The sequence below is a fragment of the Streptomyces sp. NBC_00435 genome, assembly GCF_036014235.1.
In the GTDB taxonomy this organism is placed as follows: domain Bacteria; phylum Actinomycetota; class Actinomycetes; order Streptomycetales; family Streptomycetaceae; genus Streptomyces.
In genome coordinates this window covers 1,367,666-1,382,129 of the sequence record NZ_CP107924.1, presented here as the reverse complement: position 1 = coordinate 1,382,129, position 14,464 = coordinate 1,367,666, and the positions used below count along the sequence as shown (strand labels likewise).

14 protein-coding genes are annotated in these 14,464 nt (G+C 74.2%); 10 read left to right on the top strand and 4 right to left on the bottom strand.

Annotated features, from left to right (window positions below):
- Positions 1-27: 27 nt before the first annotated feature.
- Entirely contained in the window at positions 28-1,101 is a 1,074-nt protein-coding gene (locus OG389_RS06255; RefSeq protein ID WP_328297464.1) for a hypothetical protein, read from the bottom strand.
- A gap of 95 nt (positions 1,102-1,196) precedes the next feature.
- On the opposite strand from OG389_RS06255, the gene OG389_RS06250 reads away from it, so the two are divergent.
- The 4 genes from OG389_RS06250 (at position 1,197) to OG389_RS06235 (ending at position 5,270) form a co-directional block, all read left to right on the top strand.
- Positions 1,197-1,649: a DUF4442 domain-containing protein gene (locus tag OG389_RS06250; protein WP_328297463.1), complete on the top strand. Its 453-nt coding sequence runs from the start codon at positions 1,197-1,199 to the stop codon at positions 1,647-1,649.
- 97 nt (positions 1,650-1,746) lie between these two features.
- The gene (locus tag OG389_RS06245; protein ID WP_328303553.1) at positions 1,747-1,899 is read left to right on the top strand and encodes a DUF2191 domain-containing protein; all 153 of its coding nucleotides are present in this window, start codon (positions 1,747-1,749) and stop codon (positions 1,897-1,899) included.
- Between the two features lie 128 nt (positions 1,900-2,027).
- On the top strand, positions 2,028-4,535 hold the full coding sequence (locus OG389_RS06240) for a beta-glucosidase family protein (protein ID WP_328297462.1): 2,508 nt from the start codon (positions 2,028-2,030) through the stop codon (positions 4,533-4,535).
- A gap of 60 nt (positions 4,536-4,595) precedes the next feature.
- Positions 4,596-5,270: a DedA family protein gene (locus OG389_RS06235; RefSeq protein WP_328297461.1), complete on the top strand. Its 675-nt coding sequence runs from the start codon at positions 4,596-4,598 to the stop codon at positions 5,268-5,270.
- Between the two features lie 45 nt (positions 5,271-5,315).
- Here the strand turns inward: OG389_RS06235 and OG389_RS06230 are convergent, their stop codons facing one another.
- The gene (locus tag OG389_RS06230; RefSeq protein WP_328297460.1) at positions 5,316-5,861 is read right to left on the bottom strand and encodes a gamma carbonic anhydrase family protein; all 546 of its coding nucleotides are present in this window, start codon (positions 5,859-5,861) and stop codon (positions 5,316-5,318) included.
- 122 nt (positions 5,862-5,983) lie between these two features.
- On the opposite strand from OG389_RS06230, the gene OG389_RS06225 reads away from it, so the two are divergent.
- A complete protein-coding gene (locus tag OG389_RS06225) occupies positions 5,984-6,733 on the top strand; it encodes an acyltransferase (protein WP_328297459.1) in 750 nt (249 codons plus the stop codon).
- Positions 6,730-7,359 carry a GNAT family N-acetyltransferase gene (locus OG389_RS06220; RefSeq protein WP_328297458.1) on the top strand — a complete coding sequence of 210 codons (630 nt, stop codon included), beginning with the start codon at positions 6,730-6,732 and terminating at the stop codon, positions 7,357-7,359. Before OG389_RS06225 ends, OG389_RS06220 begins: the two co-directional genes overlap by 4 nt.
- On the opposite strand, the gene OG389_RS06215 is transcribed toward OG389_RS06220, so the two are convergent.
- The gene (locus tag OG389_RS06215) at positions 7,356-8,225 is read right to left on the bottom strand and encodes a DMT family transporter (RefSeq protein WP_328297457.1); all 870 of its coding nucleotides are present in this window, start codon (positions 8,223-8,225) and stop codon (positions 7,356-7,358) included. The two genes, OG389_RS06220 and OG389_RS06215, sit on opposite strands and share 4 nt — an antisense overlap.
- A 115-nt stretch (positions 8,226-8,340) precedes the next feature.
- Here OG389_RS06215 and OG389_RS06210 point away from each other — a divergent pair, with 115 nt between their 5' ends.
- Positions 8,341-8,922: a helix-turn-helix domain-containing protein gene (locus OG389_RS06210; RefSeq protein WP_328303551.1), complete on the top strand. Its 582-nt coding sequence runs from the start codon at positions 8,341-8,343 to the stop codon at positions 8,920-8,922.
- A gap of 49 nt (positions 8,923-8,971) precedes the next feature.
- Here the strand turns inward: OG389_RS06210 and OG389_RS06205 are convergent, their stop codons facing one another.
- Positions 8,972-9,376 carry a CoA-binding protein gene (locus OG389_RS06205; protein WP_328297456.1) on the bottom strand — a complete coding sequence of 135 codons (405 nt, stop codon included), beginning with the start codon at positions 9,374-9,376 and terminating at the stop codon, positions 8,972-8,974.
- A gap of 98 nt (positions 9,377-9,474) precedes the next feature.
- On the opposite strand from OG389_RS06205, the gene OG389_RS06200 reads away from it, so the two are divergent.
- The 3 genes from OG389_RS06200 (at position 9,475) to OG389_RS06190 (ending at position 14,418) form a co-directional block, all read left to right on the top strand.
- Complete coding sequence (locus tag OG389_RS06200; RefSeq protein WP_328297455.1) at positions 9,475-10,101, top strand: YigZ family protein; 627 nt, start codon at positions 9,475-9,477, stop codon at positions 10,099-10,101.
- 139 nt (positions 10,102-10,240) lie between these two features.
- Positions 10,241-11,410: an exonuclease SbcCD subunit D gene (locus OG389_RS06195; protein WP_328297454.1), complete on the top strand. Its 1,170-nt coding sequence runs from the start codon at positions 10,241-10,243 to the stop codon at positions 11,408-11,410.
- Entirely contained in the window at positions 11,407-14,418 is a 3,012-nt protein-coding gene (locus OG389_RS06190; RefSeq protein ID WP_328297453.1) for an SMC family ATPase, read from the top strand. The genes OG389_RS06195 and OG389_RS06190 overlap by 4 nt, the downstream gene beginning before the upstream one ends.
- Positions 14,419-14,464 lie beyond the last annotated feature (46 nt).

Here is a 14,464-nt window from a genome sequence, read left to right as displayed (position 1 = left end):
GCGGCCCGGGAGGGGTAGTGCGGAAGATCAGCCCGCGTTGAGGCGGACGCTGCTCAGGATCTTCTCGTAGGTCTCCTGGCTCACTTCGCCCTGGACGCCCGCGGCGCCGTAGAGGACCCAGGTGGAGATGTCACCCTTGGCGGTCGTGAAGCTGAAGGCGACGGACTTGCCGTCGGAGGAGCACTTGTTCTCCTTCGGCAGGCCGCTCACGGTCGCGGTCGCCATGTGGCCCTTGAGCCCGGAGGAGGTCGTGTACTCCTTCGCCTCGGAGACCTTGGTGGTGCCCTTCGGTGCCTTCTGCGCGTACCCGGCGAAGACCCAGTTGCCGGCTTCGTTGCGCGCGGCCTCGGCGGTGTCCTTGGCGCCCATCCCGCCCTTGGTGCCGGAGGCGGCCAGCGAGGTCGACTCCTCCTTGCCGTCCTTGTTGGAGTCGACCTTGCACCAGTCCTCCTTGAGGAAGGCGGGTGCGGACATCATGACGAGGGGGCTTCCGTCGTTCTTGACGTCGTCCTCGAAGCCGATGGACATGCCCGAGGACAGGACGTTCCAGTCCGGCGGCACGTCGAAGGCGGTGCCGTACTTGGGGTTGATGACGACCTTCCAGCCCGGGATGACGGGCTTGGCGTCGGCGCCGCCGCGCGGGTTGGCGCCCGGGCTCGCCGGGGCGGGCGAGCCGGAGGAGGCGGCCCCGGAGGAGGCCGGGGCGGAGGGGGAGTTGCTCGGCTTGTCGTCCGCCTCGGTGGAGGTCTTGCCGTCCCGGTTCAGGACGAACCATCCGGTGGTGGCGGCCGCCACCACGACGGCCGAGACCGCCACGATGGCCACGGTCCTGGTGGAGAACGGGCTCCCGCCGCGCGGCGGCGGGGGCGGCGGAGTGCCGCCCCACTGCGGTACGGGAACGGTCGGGGGCTGCTGGCCCCACGCCTGGGGGGCGGGCGGCTGCTGCGGGTATCCGTAGCCGGGCTGCTGATCACCGTACGGCGCCGTCGGCGGCTGCTGCTGGTACGGGTTCGGCGTTCCCGGCTGCTGCTGGTACGGGTTCTGATGCGCGTCCTGGGGGTTTGGTTCGCCCCCGGGCGGCTGCTGCTGTCCTGGCCACATGGCCGGTAACGATAGTGGGAGCCCGCGTCCGGAGCCACGGCCGCCCCCGTACAGGTATGGCCAATGCCGCTTACTCGCGGGTAACATCGCCTTTCATGAGCGCAGAACAGATGAACGTGGGCGAACTGCTCGCCGCGACCGTGCCGATGGCCAAGACCCTGAACCTCCAGTTCCTGGAGACCACCCCCGAGCGCGCGGTCGTGCGGCTTCCGGACCAGCCCGACTTCCACAACCACCTCGGCGGCCCGCACGCCGGCGCCATGTTCACCCTCGCCGAGTCCGCGAGCGGTGCGATCGTCCTGGCCGCCTTCGGTGACCAGCTCTCGCGCGCCGTGCCCCTCGCGGTGAAGGCCGAGATCGGCTACAAGAAGCTCGCCAAGGGCGTCGTGACCGCCACCGCCACCCTCGGCCGTCCGGCCGCCGAGGTCGTCGCCGAACTCGACGCGGGCGGCCGCCCCGAGTTCCCCGTCACCATCGCCATCCAGCGCGAGGACGAGGCCGTGACGGGCGAGATGGTCGTCGTATGGACCCTGCGCCCCAACGGCTGACAGCACTAGAGTCCCTTCCACTACGAACGGAGGGGGTCCCGTGGCAGGCCGGGCCAAGATCAGCATCAGCCTCGACGCCGAGCTCGTGGTGGAGGTGATGGTCCTCGCCGGGATCGGATCGCCCCAGGACGCGGTGGAGGCCGTCGTACGGGACTACATCGAGCGCGGCCATCGCACCGAGGCGCGGATCCAGCTCCAGGACGAGCCCCGCCGCGAGGCCGACCTCGGGCAGCCGCCGCCGCAGGGCTGAACCTCGGCCCTGCGGTGGCGCGCCTGAAGCGGGCCCGCACGGCGGGCGGCGCACAGTGGCGGCGGGAGCGGTCCGGCGCGGGCCGCTCCCGCCGACTGACGCCGATGCCCACGCCGCAGGGAGCGCCCATGAGCGAGGCCGTGTCCAGACGCCGTGCGATGCGCCTCCTCGGGGCGGCCGGCGTCGCACTTGGGGTGGCCGGCTGCGTACCGGCCCCGCCGCCCGGCGCGCAGCCCCGTAAGGCCGCCGCCGCGGCGGCCGGGGCCGGCGGCTCCGCCCGGATCGACGCGCTCCTGGCGAAGCTCACCCTGGAGGAGAAGACCGTCCTGCTGCACGGCGGCCCGGACCCGGAGCCGCTCGGCCAGGCCGGCTACGTGCCGGGCATCGCCCGCCTAGGCATCCCCGCACTGCGCCTCGCCGACGGTCCGGCCGGAGTCCGCGTCGCCGGACCCGCCACCGCGCTGCCCGCGCCCGTACTGCTCGCCTCCGCCTTCGACCCGGCGCTCGCCCGCGAGTACGGCAGGGTCATCGGCCGCGAGGGCCGCGCGCTCGGCCAGGACGTCCTGCTCTCGCCGATGGTCAACCTGATCCGCACCCCGTACGCCGGACGGAACTTCGAGACGTTCTCGGAGGATCCGAAGCTGACGGCCGACCTGGTCGCCGAGGTCGTCCGCGGCATCCAGGACGAGGGGCTCATCGCCACCGTCAAGCACTTCGCGCTCAACAACCAGGAGACGGGCCGCGACACCGTCGACGTGATCGCCGCCGAACAGACCCTCCACGAGACGGAGCTACGGGGCTTCGAGGCCGCCGTGGCCGCCGGCGCGGGCGCCGTGATGGGCGCCTACAACAAGGTCAACGGCGTCTACGCCTGCGAGAGCAAGCCACTCCTCGACGAACTGCTGCGCGGCCGCTGGGGATTCGACGGCTGGGTGATGTCCGACTGGGACGCCACCCACAGCACCGTCGCCTCGATCGGCGCCGGCCTCGACATGGAGATGCCCGCCGGCACCCACTACGGCGCCCCGCTGCGCGAGGCGGTGCGCGGCGGCTCCGTCCACGAGAGCGCGGTCGACCTCGCGGTCCGCCGGATCCTGGCCACGATGGACCGCTTCGGACTGCTCGCGGAGCACCCCGCCGCCCGGCCCGCCCGGGACGCCGCCGCCGGAGCGGCGACCGCCCGCCGCGTCGCCGCCGCCGGCGCGGTCCTGCTGCGCAACGAGCGCGCCACCCTGCCGCTGGCGGGGGCCGCGGCCCGCTCGATCGCCGTCATCGGCCCCACCGGCCGGACCCCCTTCGTCAGCGGCGGCGGCAGCGCCCACGTGGTTCCGGACGCGGCCGGCGCCCCGGTCGACGAGATCCGGCGGCGGGCCGGGAGCGGCGCCCACGTGAGCTACGCACTCGGCGAGGACCTGTACGGGCGCCCGCTCCCGGTCGGGCTGCTGACGCCCGCCGCCGGCCCCGACGAGCGGAAGGTGGACGCCGGCCGCACCTGGGGCTACGAGGGAACCTTCCGGCTGGCGGCGGACGACGAATGGACCCTGCTGGTCCACTACACCGGCACAAGGCCGGGGGTCCGGCTCGACGGGGAGGAGCTCTTCCCCGTGCGCCAGGGGGTGGCCGAGCAATTCGCCGGCGGACTCCTGGGCGCCGCGCCCGACGGGTTCAGCGTCCGGCGGCGCACCCTCGCGCTCAAGGCGGGCGAACACCGGCTCGCCGTCTTCGCCGAGGGCGGGCCGAAGGGGCAGCGGCTGCGCCTGCGCCACACCACGAAGGCGACCCGGGCCGCCGACCTCGCCGATGCCGTCCGGGCCGCCAAGGCGGCCCGCAGCGTGGTGCTCTTCGCCTACGAGGACGCCACCGAGGGCAGCGACCGCACCTCCCTGGCGCTCCCGGGCGGCCAGGCGGCGCTGATCGAGGCGGTCGCCGCCGCCAATCCCCGCACCACCGTGGTGCTCAACACCTCCTCCGGCACGACGATGCCGTGGCTCCCGCGCACCGGAGCGGTCCTCCAGATGTACTACCCGGGCCAGGAGGGCGCCGGGGCCACCGCGGACGTGCTGTTCGGCGACGTGGATCCGGGCGGCCGCCTCACCCAGACCTTTCCGGCCGACGAGCGCGTGACCCCGGTCGGCGGCGACCCCATGCGCTATCCGGGGGTGGGTGGGCGGCAGGAGTACTCCGAGGGCGTCCACGTCGGCCACCGCTGGTACGACGCGCAGCGGGTGGCGCCGCTGTTCGCCTTCGGGCACGGGCTCTCGTACACGAGCTGGGAGTACGAGAAACTGGTGGTCCGGCGCGGCGGTGCCCACGGACGGAGCGGCGGGCTGCGCGTGGAGTTCACGGTCCGCAACACCGGACGTCGCAAGGGCACCGAGGTGGCCCAGGTGTACGTCGGGCCGTCCCCGGAGCTGACGCTGCAGCAGCCGGTGCGAACCCTGGCCGGCTACCGGCGGCTCACGCTCGGGCCCGGCCGGGCGCAGCGGGTCTCCCTCGACATCGACGCGCGCACGCTGTCGTCCTGGGACCCGGAGCGGGACGCGTGGGTGCTGGGCACCGGACGGCGCGAAGTGTTCGCGGGCCGTTCCTCGCGCGAACTTCCGCTGAGGGCAAAGGCTGTGGTGGCGACCGGATAGGCTGCCCGTTCGGCCTGTCACAGGGAGCGGGCCGGGCGGAGAACTCGGGAGGACGTACCGGTGCACATCCAGGAATGGCTGGAGACGATTCCGGCGGTCAGCATCTACCTCCTGGTGGGGCTCGTCATCGGGGTGGAAAGCCTCGGGATCCCACTGCCGGGAGAGATCGTCCTGGTCAGCGCCGCACTGCTGGCCTCGCAGCAGGGACACATCGACCCCGTGGTGCTCGGCATCTGCGCGACGACCGGCGCCATCGTGGGCGACTCCATCGGCTACGCGATCGGGCGCAAGGGCGGAAAGCCGCTGCTGGAACGGCTGGGACGGCGCTTCCCCAAGCACTTCGGGCCGGACCAGGTGGCCGTGGCGGAGCGCTCCTTCGACAAATGGGGCATGTGGGCCGTCTTCTTCGGGCGGTTCGTGGCGCTGCTGCGGATCTTCGCCGGTCCGCTGGCGGGCGTACTGCACATGCCGTACTGGCGGTTCCTGATCGCGAACGTGCTCGGCGGGATCCTGTGGGCGGGCGGGACGACGGCCGTCATCTACTCGATCGGGATCGTGGCCGAGCCGTGGCTCAAGGGGTTCTCGTGGGTGGCCCTGGCAGTGGCCCTGCTCTTCGGGCTCGGAGTGACGATGGTGGTCCGCGGGCGGATGAAGAAGGCGGCCGCGGCGGCACGCACCGAGGGCGCCGAGGTCCCGGAGCAGGCTTCGGCCGCTCCGGCCGTACTCAAGGACTGAACGGGCCGCTTCCCCGCCCCCCAAGGGTGGGCGGGGGAAGGCTCGTCACGCGTCCGGGGTCACCGAGGCGCGGTGCTGCTCGGCCAGCTCGGTGTACATGAGGGCGTTGACCTTGATGCCCTCGCGCTCCTCGTCGGTCAGCTGGCGCCGTACCTTCGCCGGGACACCCGCCACCAGCGAGCCGGGCGGGACGACCATGCCCTGCGGGACCAGCGCCTGGGCCGCCACCAGCGAGCCGGCGCCGATCACCGCGCCGTTCAGGACCGTCGCTCCCATCCCGATCAGGCAGTCGTCCTCGACCGTGCAGCCGTGCACCACGGCGTTGTGGCCGATGGAGACGCGTTCGCCGATGGAGACGGGGAAGCCGGGGTCCACGTGCACGGTGCAGTTGTCCTGCACGTTGCTGTCGGCGCCCAGGGTGATCGGACCGCAGTCCGCGCGGAGCACCGCCGAGTACCAGATGCTCGCACCCGCGCCGAGGCGCACGTCCCCGACCACGACGGAGGTGGGAGCGGTGAACGCCGTGGGGTCGATCTCGGGGTTCTTCCCGCCGACACCCGCCACGAGTGCCTGGGCCGCCTGCTGCGTCATGTGTTCTCTTCCTCCGTCGGTACGTGTCGCGCTACCGGCACCGTAGGGCACGCCAACCGTCCCCCGGGAATGGGGTGAAGATCACGGCGCGGTCCGGGTGCCCGGCGCGCTACGGTGACCCGGTGGCGAAGAACCAGAACACGTTCTCATCCCTGACGGCCCTGCGCCGCCGGCTCGCCGGCCGGGCCGCGCACGCGGGCTGGCGCTGGGTGCAGCGGGCCGGCGCGGTCACCGCGCAGACCCCGGGAGGGCTGCGCTTCGGCGCGATCGGGCACGGTACGCGGCTCGCCTTCCCGCAGGGCACGGTCTTCGGTGCGCCCTGGATCAGGCTCGGCGACCACTGCATCATCGGTGAACAGGTCACGCTCACCGCCGGCATGATGCCCGACCTCGACCTCGGCGCCGAGCCGGTGCTCGTGCTCGGCAACGGCGTGGTCATCGGCCGGGACAGCCACGTCATCGCCGACACCCGGATCACGATCGGCAACGACACCTTCTGCGGTCCCGGGGTGTACATCACCTCCACCAACCACAGCTACGACGACCCGCACCAGCCCGTCGGCAAGCAGTGGCCGCGCAGCGCCCCGGTGGAGATCGGCCCGGGCTGCTGGCTGGGCACCGGATCGGTGATCCTGCCCGGGGCGCGGCTGGGCCGCAACGTCGTGGTGGCCGCGGGGGCCGTCGTACGGGGCGAGGTGCCGGACCACGCCGTGGTGGCGGGGGCGCCGGCGCGGATCGTACGCCGCTGGGAGCCCGGGACCGGCTGGCAGCCGCCGCTGCGGACCCCGGCGCCGGTGCCGATCCCCGACGGGGTGACGCCGGAGCAGCTGCGCGCGCTGGCGGACCTGTCGGACCTGGCGGAGACGGAGTGAGCACCGTGCTCACCGTCGCGGCGACCCCTTCCGCGGCCGGACTGGTGCTGCGGCCGTGGGAGCCCGGCGACGCCGGGGCGCTGGTCGAGGCGTACCGGGACCCCGCGATGCGGCACTGGCAGACGGAGCGCGTCGGCGGCGTCGAGGACGCGGAGCGGTGGCTGGAGGCCCAGCGGCTCGGCCGCGAGAGCGGCGACCGGCTGGGCTTCGCCGTGTACGAGGCCCCGCGCGAAGCCCCGTACGGGAGCCGGCTGGTCGCCGGCGCGATGTTGAAGCGGACCGCCGCCGGTCCGGGTGCGCTGGAGGCCGGCTACTGGACGGTGGCCGGCGCCCGGGGCCGGGGCGTGGCCTCCCGAGCCCTCGGAGCCCTCACGGCCTGGGCGTTCGAGGCCTTCGCGGCCGACGGCCTGGAGCGGATCGAACTGCTGCACCAAATGGACAACGCGGCATCCTGCCGGGTCGCGGAGAAGACCGGCTACGCCCTGGAACGGATCCTCCCCGCGGCTCCGCCAGCCTTCCCCCTGGACGGGCACCTGCACGTCCGGCGCGCACGGTCGGGCGTCCTGGGAGTGCGGAGTCAGGGCCTGTCGTCGTGCGGCAGACGGGAGTTCGACGGCAGGCCCTAGCCGGCCGCCAGCAGGACCGTGCCCGCCAGGGCCAGGCCGGCGCCCGCCGCCTGGACGGTGCGCAGGCGTTCCTTGAGGACGGCGAAGGCGGCCAGTGCGGTGATGACCGGGTAGAGCGAGGATAGTACGGCGGCCACGGTGACCGGGCCGTGCTGGGCGGCCACGGAGTAGGTGCCGTTCGCCGCGACGTCGGCCAGCCCGACGAAGGCGAGCGCCGGGAGCAGCCCCCACAGGAGCCGCATGCCGCCCGCGTCCGCCGGGAGGGCCGGGGTGCCGCGCCGGGTCCGCACCCACAGGGCGGTGCCGCCGACGGCGACGTTGGTGACGCGCTGCACGAAGAGCGCGAGGAACAGGCCGGGCACGGTGGAGGAGGCCGGTGCGATCAGGGCCATCACCGCGCCGAAGCCGAAGGCCGCGACGAGGGTGAGGACGACCGCCTGCCGCTGCACGGGAGCGCCGCGCAGCTCGGGTCCGCCCGCCAGGACGATGCCCGCGACGGCCACCGCTATACCGGCGAACTGGCCGATGCCGGGCCGTTCGCCGAGCAGCAGCCCGGCGGTCACCGGTACCACGACGCCGATCGAGCCGAGCGGGGAGACCACGCCCATCGGGCCGAGGGCGAGGGCCTTGTAGAAGCTGAGCATCGCGACGGGCCCGACCGCGCCCGCCGCGACCGCGAACCAGAGCTGCGGTCCGGCCTCCCGCCAGGCGCCGGTGCCCAGCACCACGGCACCGAGTGCGACGACCGCGAGGACCTGGGAGGCGACCACCACGGTGAGGGCCGGTATCCGGCGGGTCAGCAGCCCGCCGCCGAAGTCGGCGAGGCCCCAGAGGACGGCTGTGGCCAGGGCGAACAGGGCGGTCATGGCAGGCCTCGCAGTACAGTGTGTTGAACGGTGGAGTACATGGTGGAGTACACCGCACCATAGTTCAGCCTGTTGGACCCTGTCATCCAAAATATTGTACGGAGTGGACGGAACGGTGTCGGACCTCGAACAGCTCACCCAGGCGCTCGGCCGGAACCTCAGGCGCTGGCGCTCGGAGCGCGGCTTCACCCTGGAGGCCCTCGCGGCCCGTGCGGGAGTGAGCCGCGGCATGATCATTCAGATCGAGCAGGCCCGTACGAACCCCAGTGTCGGCACCACGGTCAAACTGGCCGACGCGCTCGGCGTGAGCATCACCACCCTGCTCGACTACGACCGCGGGCCGCGGGTGCAGGTGGTGCTGCCGGGGCAGGGCGTGCGGATGTGGTCCACGGAGCGCGGGAGCGGCGCCCGCATGCTGCTCGGTGACGACCGGCGCGGGCCGGTGGAGATGTGGACCTACCGCCTGGAGCCGGGCGAGGGGACCGCCTCGGACCCGCATCCGCCCGGCACCTTCGAGATGCTGCACGTCACGGAGGGGGCACTGACGCTGGTGGTCGCCGGCGAGGAGTACGCCGTGCCGGCCGGAGGAGCCGTCTCCTTCGAGGCCGACGCCCCGCACGCCTACCGCAACGAGGGTCCCGCTCCGCTGGAGATGACCATGGCGGTCTCCATCCCGCCGGTGGCCGGTCACGCCTGACTGCCCGCCGCCGGACCGCCCGCCGGCGGACCGGCCATCGGCGGACCGGTCAGAGCGCGGGGATCTCGATCGCCGGGCAGCGGTCCATGACCATGTCCAGTCCGGCCGTGCGCGTGCGGTCGAAGGCGGCCTCGTCGACCACGTTCAGCTGGAACCAGACCGCTTCCGCGCCCTTGGCGACGGCCTCGTCGGCGACCGCTCCCGCCAGGGCGCTGTTCACGAAGACGTCCACCACGTCCACCTTGAACGGGATCGCCTCGAGCGAGGAATAGCCCTGCTCGCCGTGGACCGTCTCGGCCTTGGGGTGCACGGGGACCACGCGCTTGCCGTACCGCTGGAGCACCTCGGCCACGCGGTACGCGGCCCGGTCCTGGTTGTTGGACAGGCCCACCACGGCCCAGGTGTCGCCGAGCTCGGTGAGGACCTTGCGGATGGTTGCCGGATCGCCGTACACGTGTGCCGCCTCCTGCTGGTGCGATGCGCTTGCCTGATGACTGCTTCCAGGCCGATCAACGTAAAAGTCGCATGTCGGATTCCCCGTAGGGTGGACGGGTGAAGGCAGACCAGTACGTGACGGTGGCCCGTGAGGGCGTGCACGAGTCCGAGATCAACCGCTCGCGGTTCCTGTGCGCGCTCGCGCCCGCCGCGACCGAGCGGGAGGCGCAGGAGTTCGTCGCACGGATCCGCAAGGAGCACCCCACCGCCTCGCACAACTGCTTCGCCTACGTCATCGGCGCCGACGCCTCCGTCCAGAAGGCCAGCGACGACGGCGAGCCCGGCGGTACCGCCGGGGTGCCGATGCTGCAGATGCTGACGCGCCGGGACATCCGCTACGCGGTCGCCGTCGTCACCCGCTACTACGGCGGCGTGAAACTCGGCGCGGGCGGGCTCATCCGGGCCTACGGAGGTGTCGTCGGCGAAGCCCTCGACGCCCTCGGCACCGTCACCCGCCACCGCTACCGGCTGGCCACCGTCACCGTCGACCACCAGCGGGCCGGCAAGGCCGAGAACGACCTGCGGTCCACCGGACGGACCGTGGTGGACGTGCGCTACGGCGCCGCCGTGGAGATCGAGGTCGCCCTGCCCGAGGCCGACCTGCCGGCCTTCGAGGCCTGGCTCGCCGACAGCACCGCCGGGAGCGCCACCCTCGCGCTGGGCGGGGAGACGTACGCGCCCTGAGCGCCCGAGGCGGCCCGGGGGACGCCGGGGAAGCGTTAGCGTAGAGGGGTTCAGGGTTCGTCCGGCCGGCCCCGTCCGGCAGGGGTTCATCGGCAGGTTCATTCGCAGGGGGAGACGGTATGCGCGGCGGGGCCGGCGAGTGAAGTTCCTGCACACCTCCGACTGGCACCTGGGCCGGTCCTTCCACCGCGTCAACCTGCTCGGGGCCCAGGCCGCCTTCATCGACCACCTCGTGACGACCGTCCGCGAGCACGAGGTCGACGCCGTACTCGTCGCCGGTGACGTCTACGACCGCGCCGTGCCCCCGCTGCCCGCCGTCGCCCTGTACGACCAGGCCCTGCACCGGCTCGCCGACCTCGGCGTGCCCACCGTGATGATCTCCGGGAACCACGATTCCGCCCGCCGCCTCGGCGTCGGGGCCGGGCTGATCGGCCGGGCCGGGATCCACCTCCGGACCGACCCCGCCGGGTGTGCCGATCCCGTGGTGCTGGCCGACGTACACGGTGACGTGGCGCTGTACGGGCTGCCGTACCTGGAGCCCGCGCTGGTCAAGGACGCCTTCGGCGCCGGGAAGGTCAGCCACGAGGCCGTCCTGGGCTCGGCCATGGACCGGATCCGGGCCGACCTGGCCGGCCGGGCGCCCGGAACCCGCTCCGTCGTCCTCGCCCACGCCTTCGTCACCGGCGGGCAGGCCAGCGACAGCGAGCGCGACATCGCCGTCGGCGGGGTCGAGGCCGTGCCCGCCGGCGTCTTCGACGGGGTCGACTACGCCGCCCTCGGTCACCTCCACGGCTGCCAGACGATCAACGAGCGGGTCCGGTACTCCGGTTCCCCGCTGGCCTACTCGTTCTCCGAGGCCGACCACCGCAAGACCATGTGGGTCGTCGAGCTGGGCCCGGAAGGGGAGATCGTGAGCGCCGAGCGCGTGGACACCCCCGTCCCGCGCGCCCTCGCCCGGATCCGGGGACCGCTGGAGGAACTGCTCTCCGAGAGCGCGTACAGCGCCTACGAGGAGTGCTGGCTGGAGGCCACCCTCACCGACCCCGTCCGGCCCGAGGACCCCATGGCCCGACTCGCGGCCCGCTTCCCGCACACCCTCAGCCTGGCCTTCGACCCCGAGGGCCGCACCGAGGAGGGCGGCGGCTCCTACGCGCAGCGCCTCAAGGGGCGCAGCGACCAGGAGATCGCCGAGGACTTCGTGGCCCACGTGCGCGGCGGCGGCTTCACCGACGAGGCCGAACGGGCGGTGCTCCAGGGGGCCTTCGACGACGTACGGGTGGACGACGGCCGGCAGGAGACCCACCGATGAGGCTGCACCGGCTGCGCGTCACCGCCTTCGGGCCCTTCGCGGAACCGCAGGAGATCGACTTCGACGCCCTCTCCGGCGCCGGGATCTTCCTGCTGCACGGCCCCACCGGCGCGGGCAAGACCTCCGTCCTGGACGCCGTCTGCTACGCCCTCTACGGATCGGTCCCCGGCTCCCGCCAGGCCCCGGGCACCAGCCTGCGCAGCGACCACGCGGCCGGGGACACCCCGACCGAGGTCACCCTCGAACTCACCGCCGGCGGGCGGCGCCTGGAGATCACCCGGCGCCCCGAGCAGGACCGGCCCAAGAAGCGCGGCACGGGGACCACGAAGGACAAGGCGCAGAGCTGGCTGCGCGAGTACGACGGGGAACACTGGAGCCCGCTCAGCCGGTCCCACCAGGAGATCGGCGAGGAGATCGAGCAGCTGCTCGGCATGAGCCGCGAGCAGTTCTGCCAGGTCGTGCTGTTGCCGCAGGGGGAGTTCGCACGTTTCCTGCGGGCCGACGAGGTGGCGCGCGGCCGGCTGCTGGGCCGGCTGTTCGACACCCGCCGCTTCGCCGCCGTCGAGACCCTGCTCGGCGACCGGCGCCGGACCGCCGAGGCCAAGGTCCGGGCCGGCGACGAGCAAGTGCTGCACACCGCCCAGCGCCTCGCCCAGGCCGCCGGGGACGCCGCCGACCTGCGGGCCTGGCCGCTGCCCCGGCACCAGCCGGGCGACCCCGGGCTGGCCGTGGCGATCCGCGCCTGGGCGGCCGTCGCGCGCTGCTCCGCCCGGGAACGGCTCACGGTCGCCGAGTACGCCCTCGCCGCCGTGGAGGGGCGCCACGCCGCCGCCCGGCGGGCCGCCGAGGAGGAGCGGGAGCTCGACCGGCTGCAACGCCGCCATGCGGAGACCGAGCGCCGGGCGGCCCTGCTCGCCGAGGCCGGTCCGGAGCGGGAGCGGGTGCGCGCCCTGCTCGACCGGGCCCGGCGCGGGGCCCTCGTCGCCCCCGCCCTGGAGCTGCGCGGAGGCGCCGCCGGAGCCCACATGGCCGCCGCGCACGCGGAGTCGGTGGCCCGGGCGGAGCTGCCGCCGTCGCTGGCCGGGGCGGGCACCGAGCAGCTGGCGGAGGTCGAGCAGCAGCTGCGCGAAGCCCTCGGAGCCCTCGGAGCCGCCCGCCGCTCCGAGCAGCGCAGCGCCGAGATCGGCCGGGAACGGGCCGACCTGGAACGGGAGTCCCGGGCAGCCGAGGAACAGCAGCAGGAGACCGCCGAGTGGCTCGGCCGGTGGGAGGCGACCCGGGCCGAGCTGGCCGGGCGGGCGGACGTCGCCCAGCAGGCCGCGACCCTGGCCGAGCAGCTCGCCGGCAGGCTGGAGCCCGCTCGGCTGCACCTGCACGCCGCCCGGCGGCGCGACGCCCTCGACGGTGAGGCGCAGCAGGCCTCCGGCGAACTGCTCGGCGCGCGCGAGGAGTCGACCGCGGCCCGGGAGAGCTGGCTGGAGCTCAAGGAGACCCGGCTGCGCGGGATCGCCGCCGAGCTGGCCGCCGCCCTGGTGGCGGGGGAGCCGTGCACCGTGTGCGGGTCCGCGGAGCACCCCGCCCCGGCCCGCCCGGCCCCCGGGCACGTCGACCGGGCCGCCGAGGACGCGGCGCACGCCCGCTTCGAGCTGGCCGAGGAGGTCAGGGCGGGCGTCGAGCGGAGGCTGGCCGCCCTTCGCCAGGCCCGTGCCGAGGCAGCCGCCGCCGCGGGGGACGCCACCACCGCCGAACTCCTGGAACTCACCTCCGAGCTGAGTTCCCGTCATGCCGAGGCGCACGCCGCGGCCGCCGGACTGCACACCGCCCGGGAGCGGCTCGCCCGCGCCGAGCGGGAGCACGCCGTGCGCAGCTCCGAGCAGCAGGGCGCCGAGGTACGGGCCGCCGCCCGGGCGTCGCGCCGCGAGGGGCTCGACCGGGAACAGGCCTCGCTGGAGGCGGAGCTGGCGCGTGTGCGGGCGGACTCGCCCAGTGTCGCGGCCCGCACCGGAGTCCTGGAGGACCGGGTCCGCATGGTCGCCGCGGCCGCGACCTCGCTGCGCCGGGCCGAAGCCACCGCCGCGCGGTTGAAGGAGGCCGACGGGCAGCTCGCCGACGCCGCGTTCAAGGCCGGCTTCGACACCACCGAGGAGGCGGCCGAAGCGGTGCTCCCGGAGTACGAACGCACCGCGCTCCAGCGCCGGGCGGACGCCTGGCAGGCGGAGGAGGCCATGCTGGCGGACCGCATCGGCGAGGCCGACGCCGCCGCCGCGGCGGCCCTGCCTCCGGCCGCGCCGCAGGAGGCCGCGGCGTACGCGGACCGGGCCGCGGCGAAGCTTCGTACGGCGGGCTCCGCCGTGGACGCGGCCCGGGTCCGGTGCAAGGACCTCGACGGGCTCTCCCTCCAGGCCGAGCGGGAACTGCGCGCGCTGGGCCCGCTGCGCGAGGCCTACGAGCGGGTGGCCCGCCTCGCCGGACTCACCGCGGGCACCTCCGCCGACAACGAGCGCAAGATGCGGCTGGAGGCGTACGTGCTCGCGGCCCGGCTGGAGCAGGTCGCCGCCGCGGCGACGGTACGACTGCTGCGCATGTCCGGCGGTCGCTACACCCTCGTGCACTCCGATGCCCGGTCGGGCGGGCGGGGGCGGTCGGGGCTCGGGCTGCACGTGGTCGACGCCTGGACCGGCAGCGAGCGGGACACCGCGACCCTGTCCGGCGGCGAGACCTTCTTCGCCTCGCTCGCGCTCGCGCTCGGCCTGGCCGACGTGGTCACCGACGAGGCGGGCGGTATGCGCCTCGACACCCTCTTCATCGACGAGGGCTTCGGCAGCCTGGACGACCAGGCGCTGGACGAGGTGCTCGACGTACTGGACTCGCTGCGCGAACGCGACCGCAGCGTCGGCATCGTGAGCCACGTCGCCGACCTGCGGACCCGGGTGCAGGCCCAGCTGGAGATCGTCAAGCAGCGCGGCGGTTCGGTGGTGCGCCACCGCACGGGGGCCGGAACGGACTGAGGCCCGGACCGGCGGCTCCCCCGGGGAGCCGCCGGTCCGTCCGTCC

What these genes read in the sequence shown, in the direction of transcription:
- OG389_RS06255 (WP_328297464.1), bottom strand. Translation starts at nt 1,101, where the DNA reads ATGTGGCCAGGACAGCAGCAGCCGCCCGGGGGCGAACCAAACCCCCAG.
- OG389_RS06250 (WP_328297463.1), top strand. Translation starts at nt 1,197, where the DNA reads ATGAGCGCAGAACAGATGAACGTGGGCGAACTGCTCGCCGCGACCGTG.
- OG389_RS06245 (WP_328303553.1), top strand. Translation starts at nt 1,747, where the DNA reads ATGGTCCTCGCCGGGATCGGATCGCCCCAGGACGCGGTGGAGGCCGTC.
- OG389_RS06240 (WP_328297462.1), top strand. Translation starts at nt 2,028, where the DNA reads ATGAGCGAGGCCGTGTCCAGACGCCGTGCGATGCGCCTCCTCGGGGCG.
- OG389_RS06230 (WP_328297460.1), bottom strand. Translation starts at nt 5,861, where the DNA reads ATGACGCAGCAGGCGGCCCAGGCACTCGTGGCGGGTGTCGGCGGGAAG.
- OG389_RS06215 (WP_328297457.1), bottom strand. Translation starts at nt 8,225, where the DNA reads ATGACCGCCCTGTTCGCCCTGGCCACAGCCGTCCTCTGGGGCCTCGCC.
- OG389_RS06190 (WP_328297453.1), top strand. Translation starts at nt 11,407, where the DNA reads ATGAGGCTGCACCGGCTGCGCGTCACCGCCTTCGGGCCCTTCGCGGAA.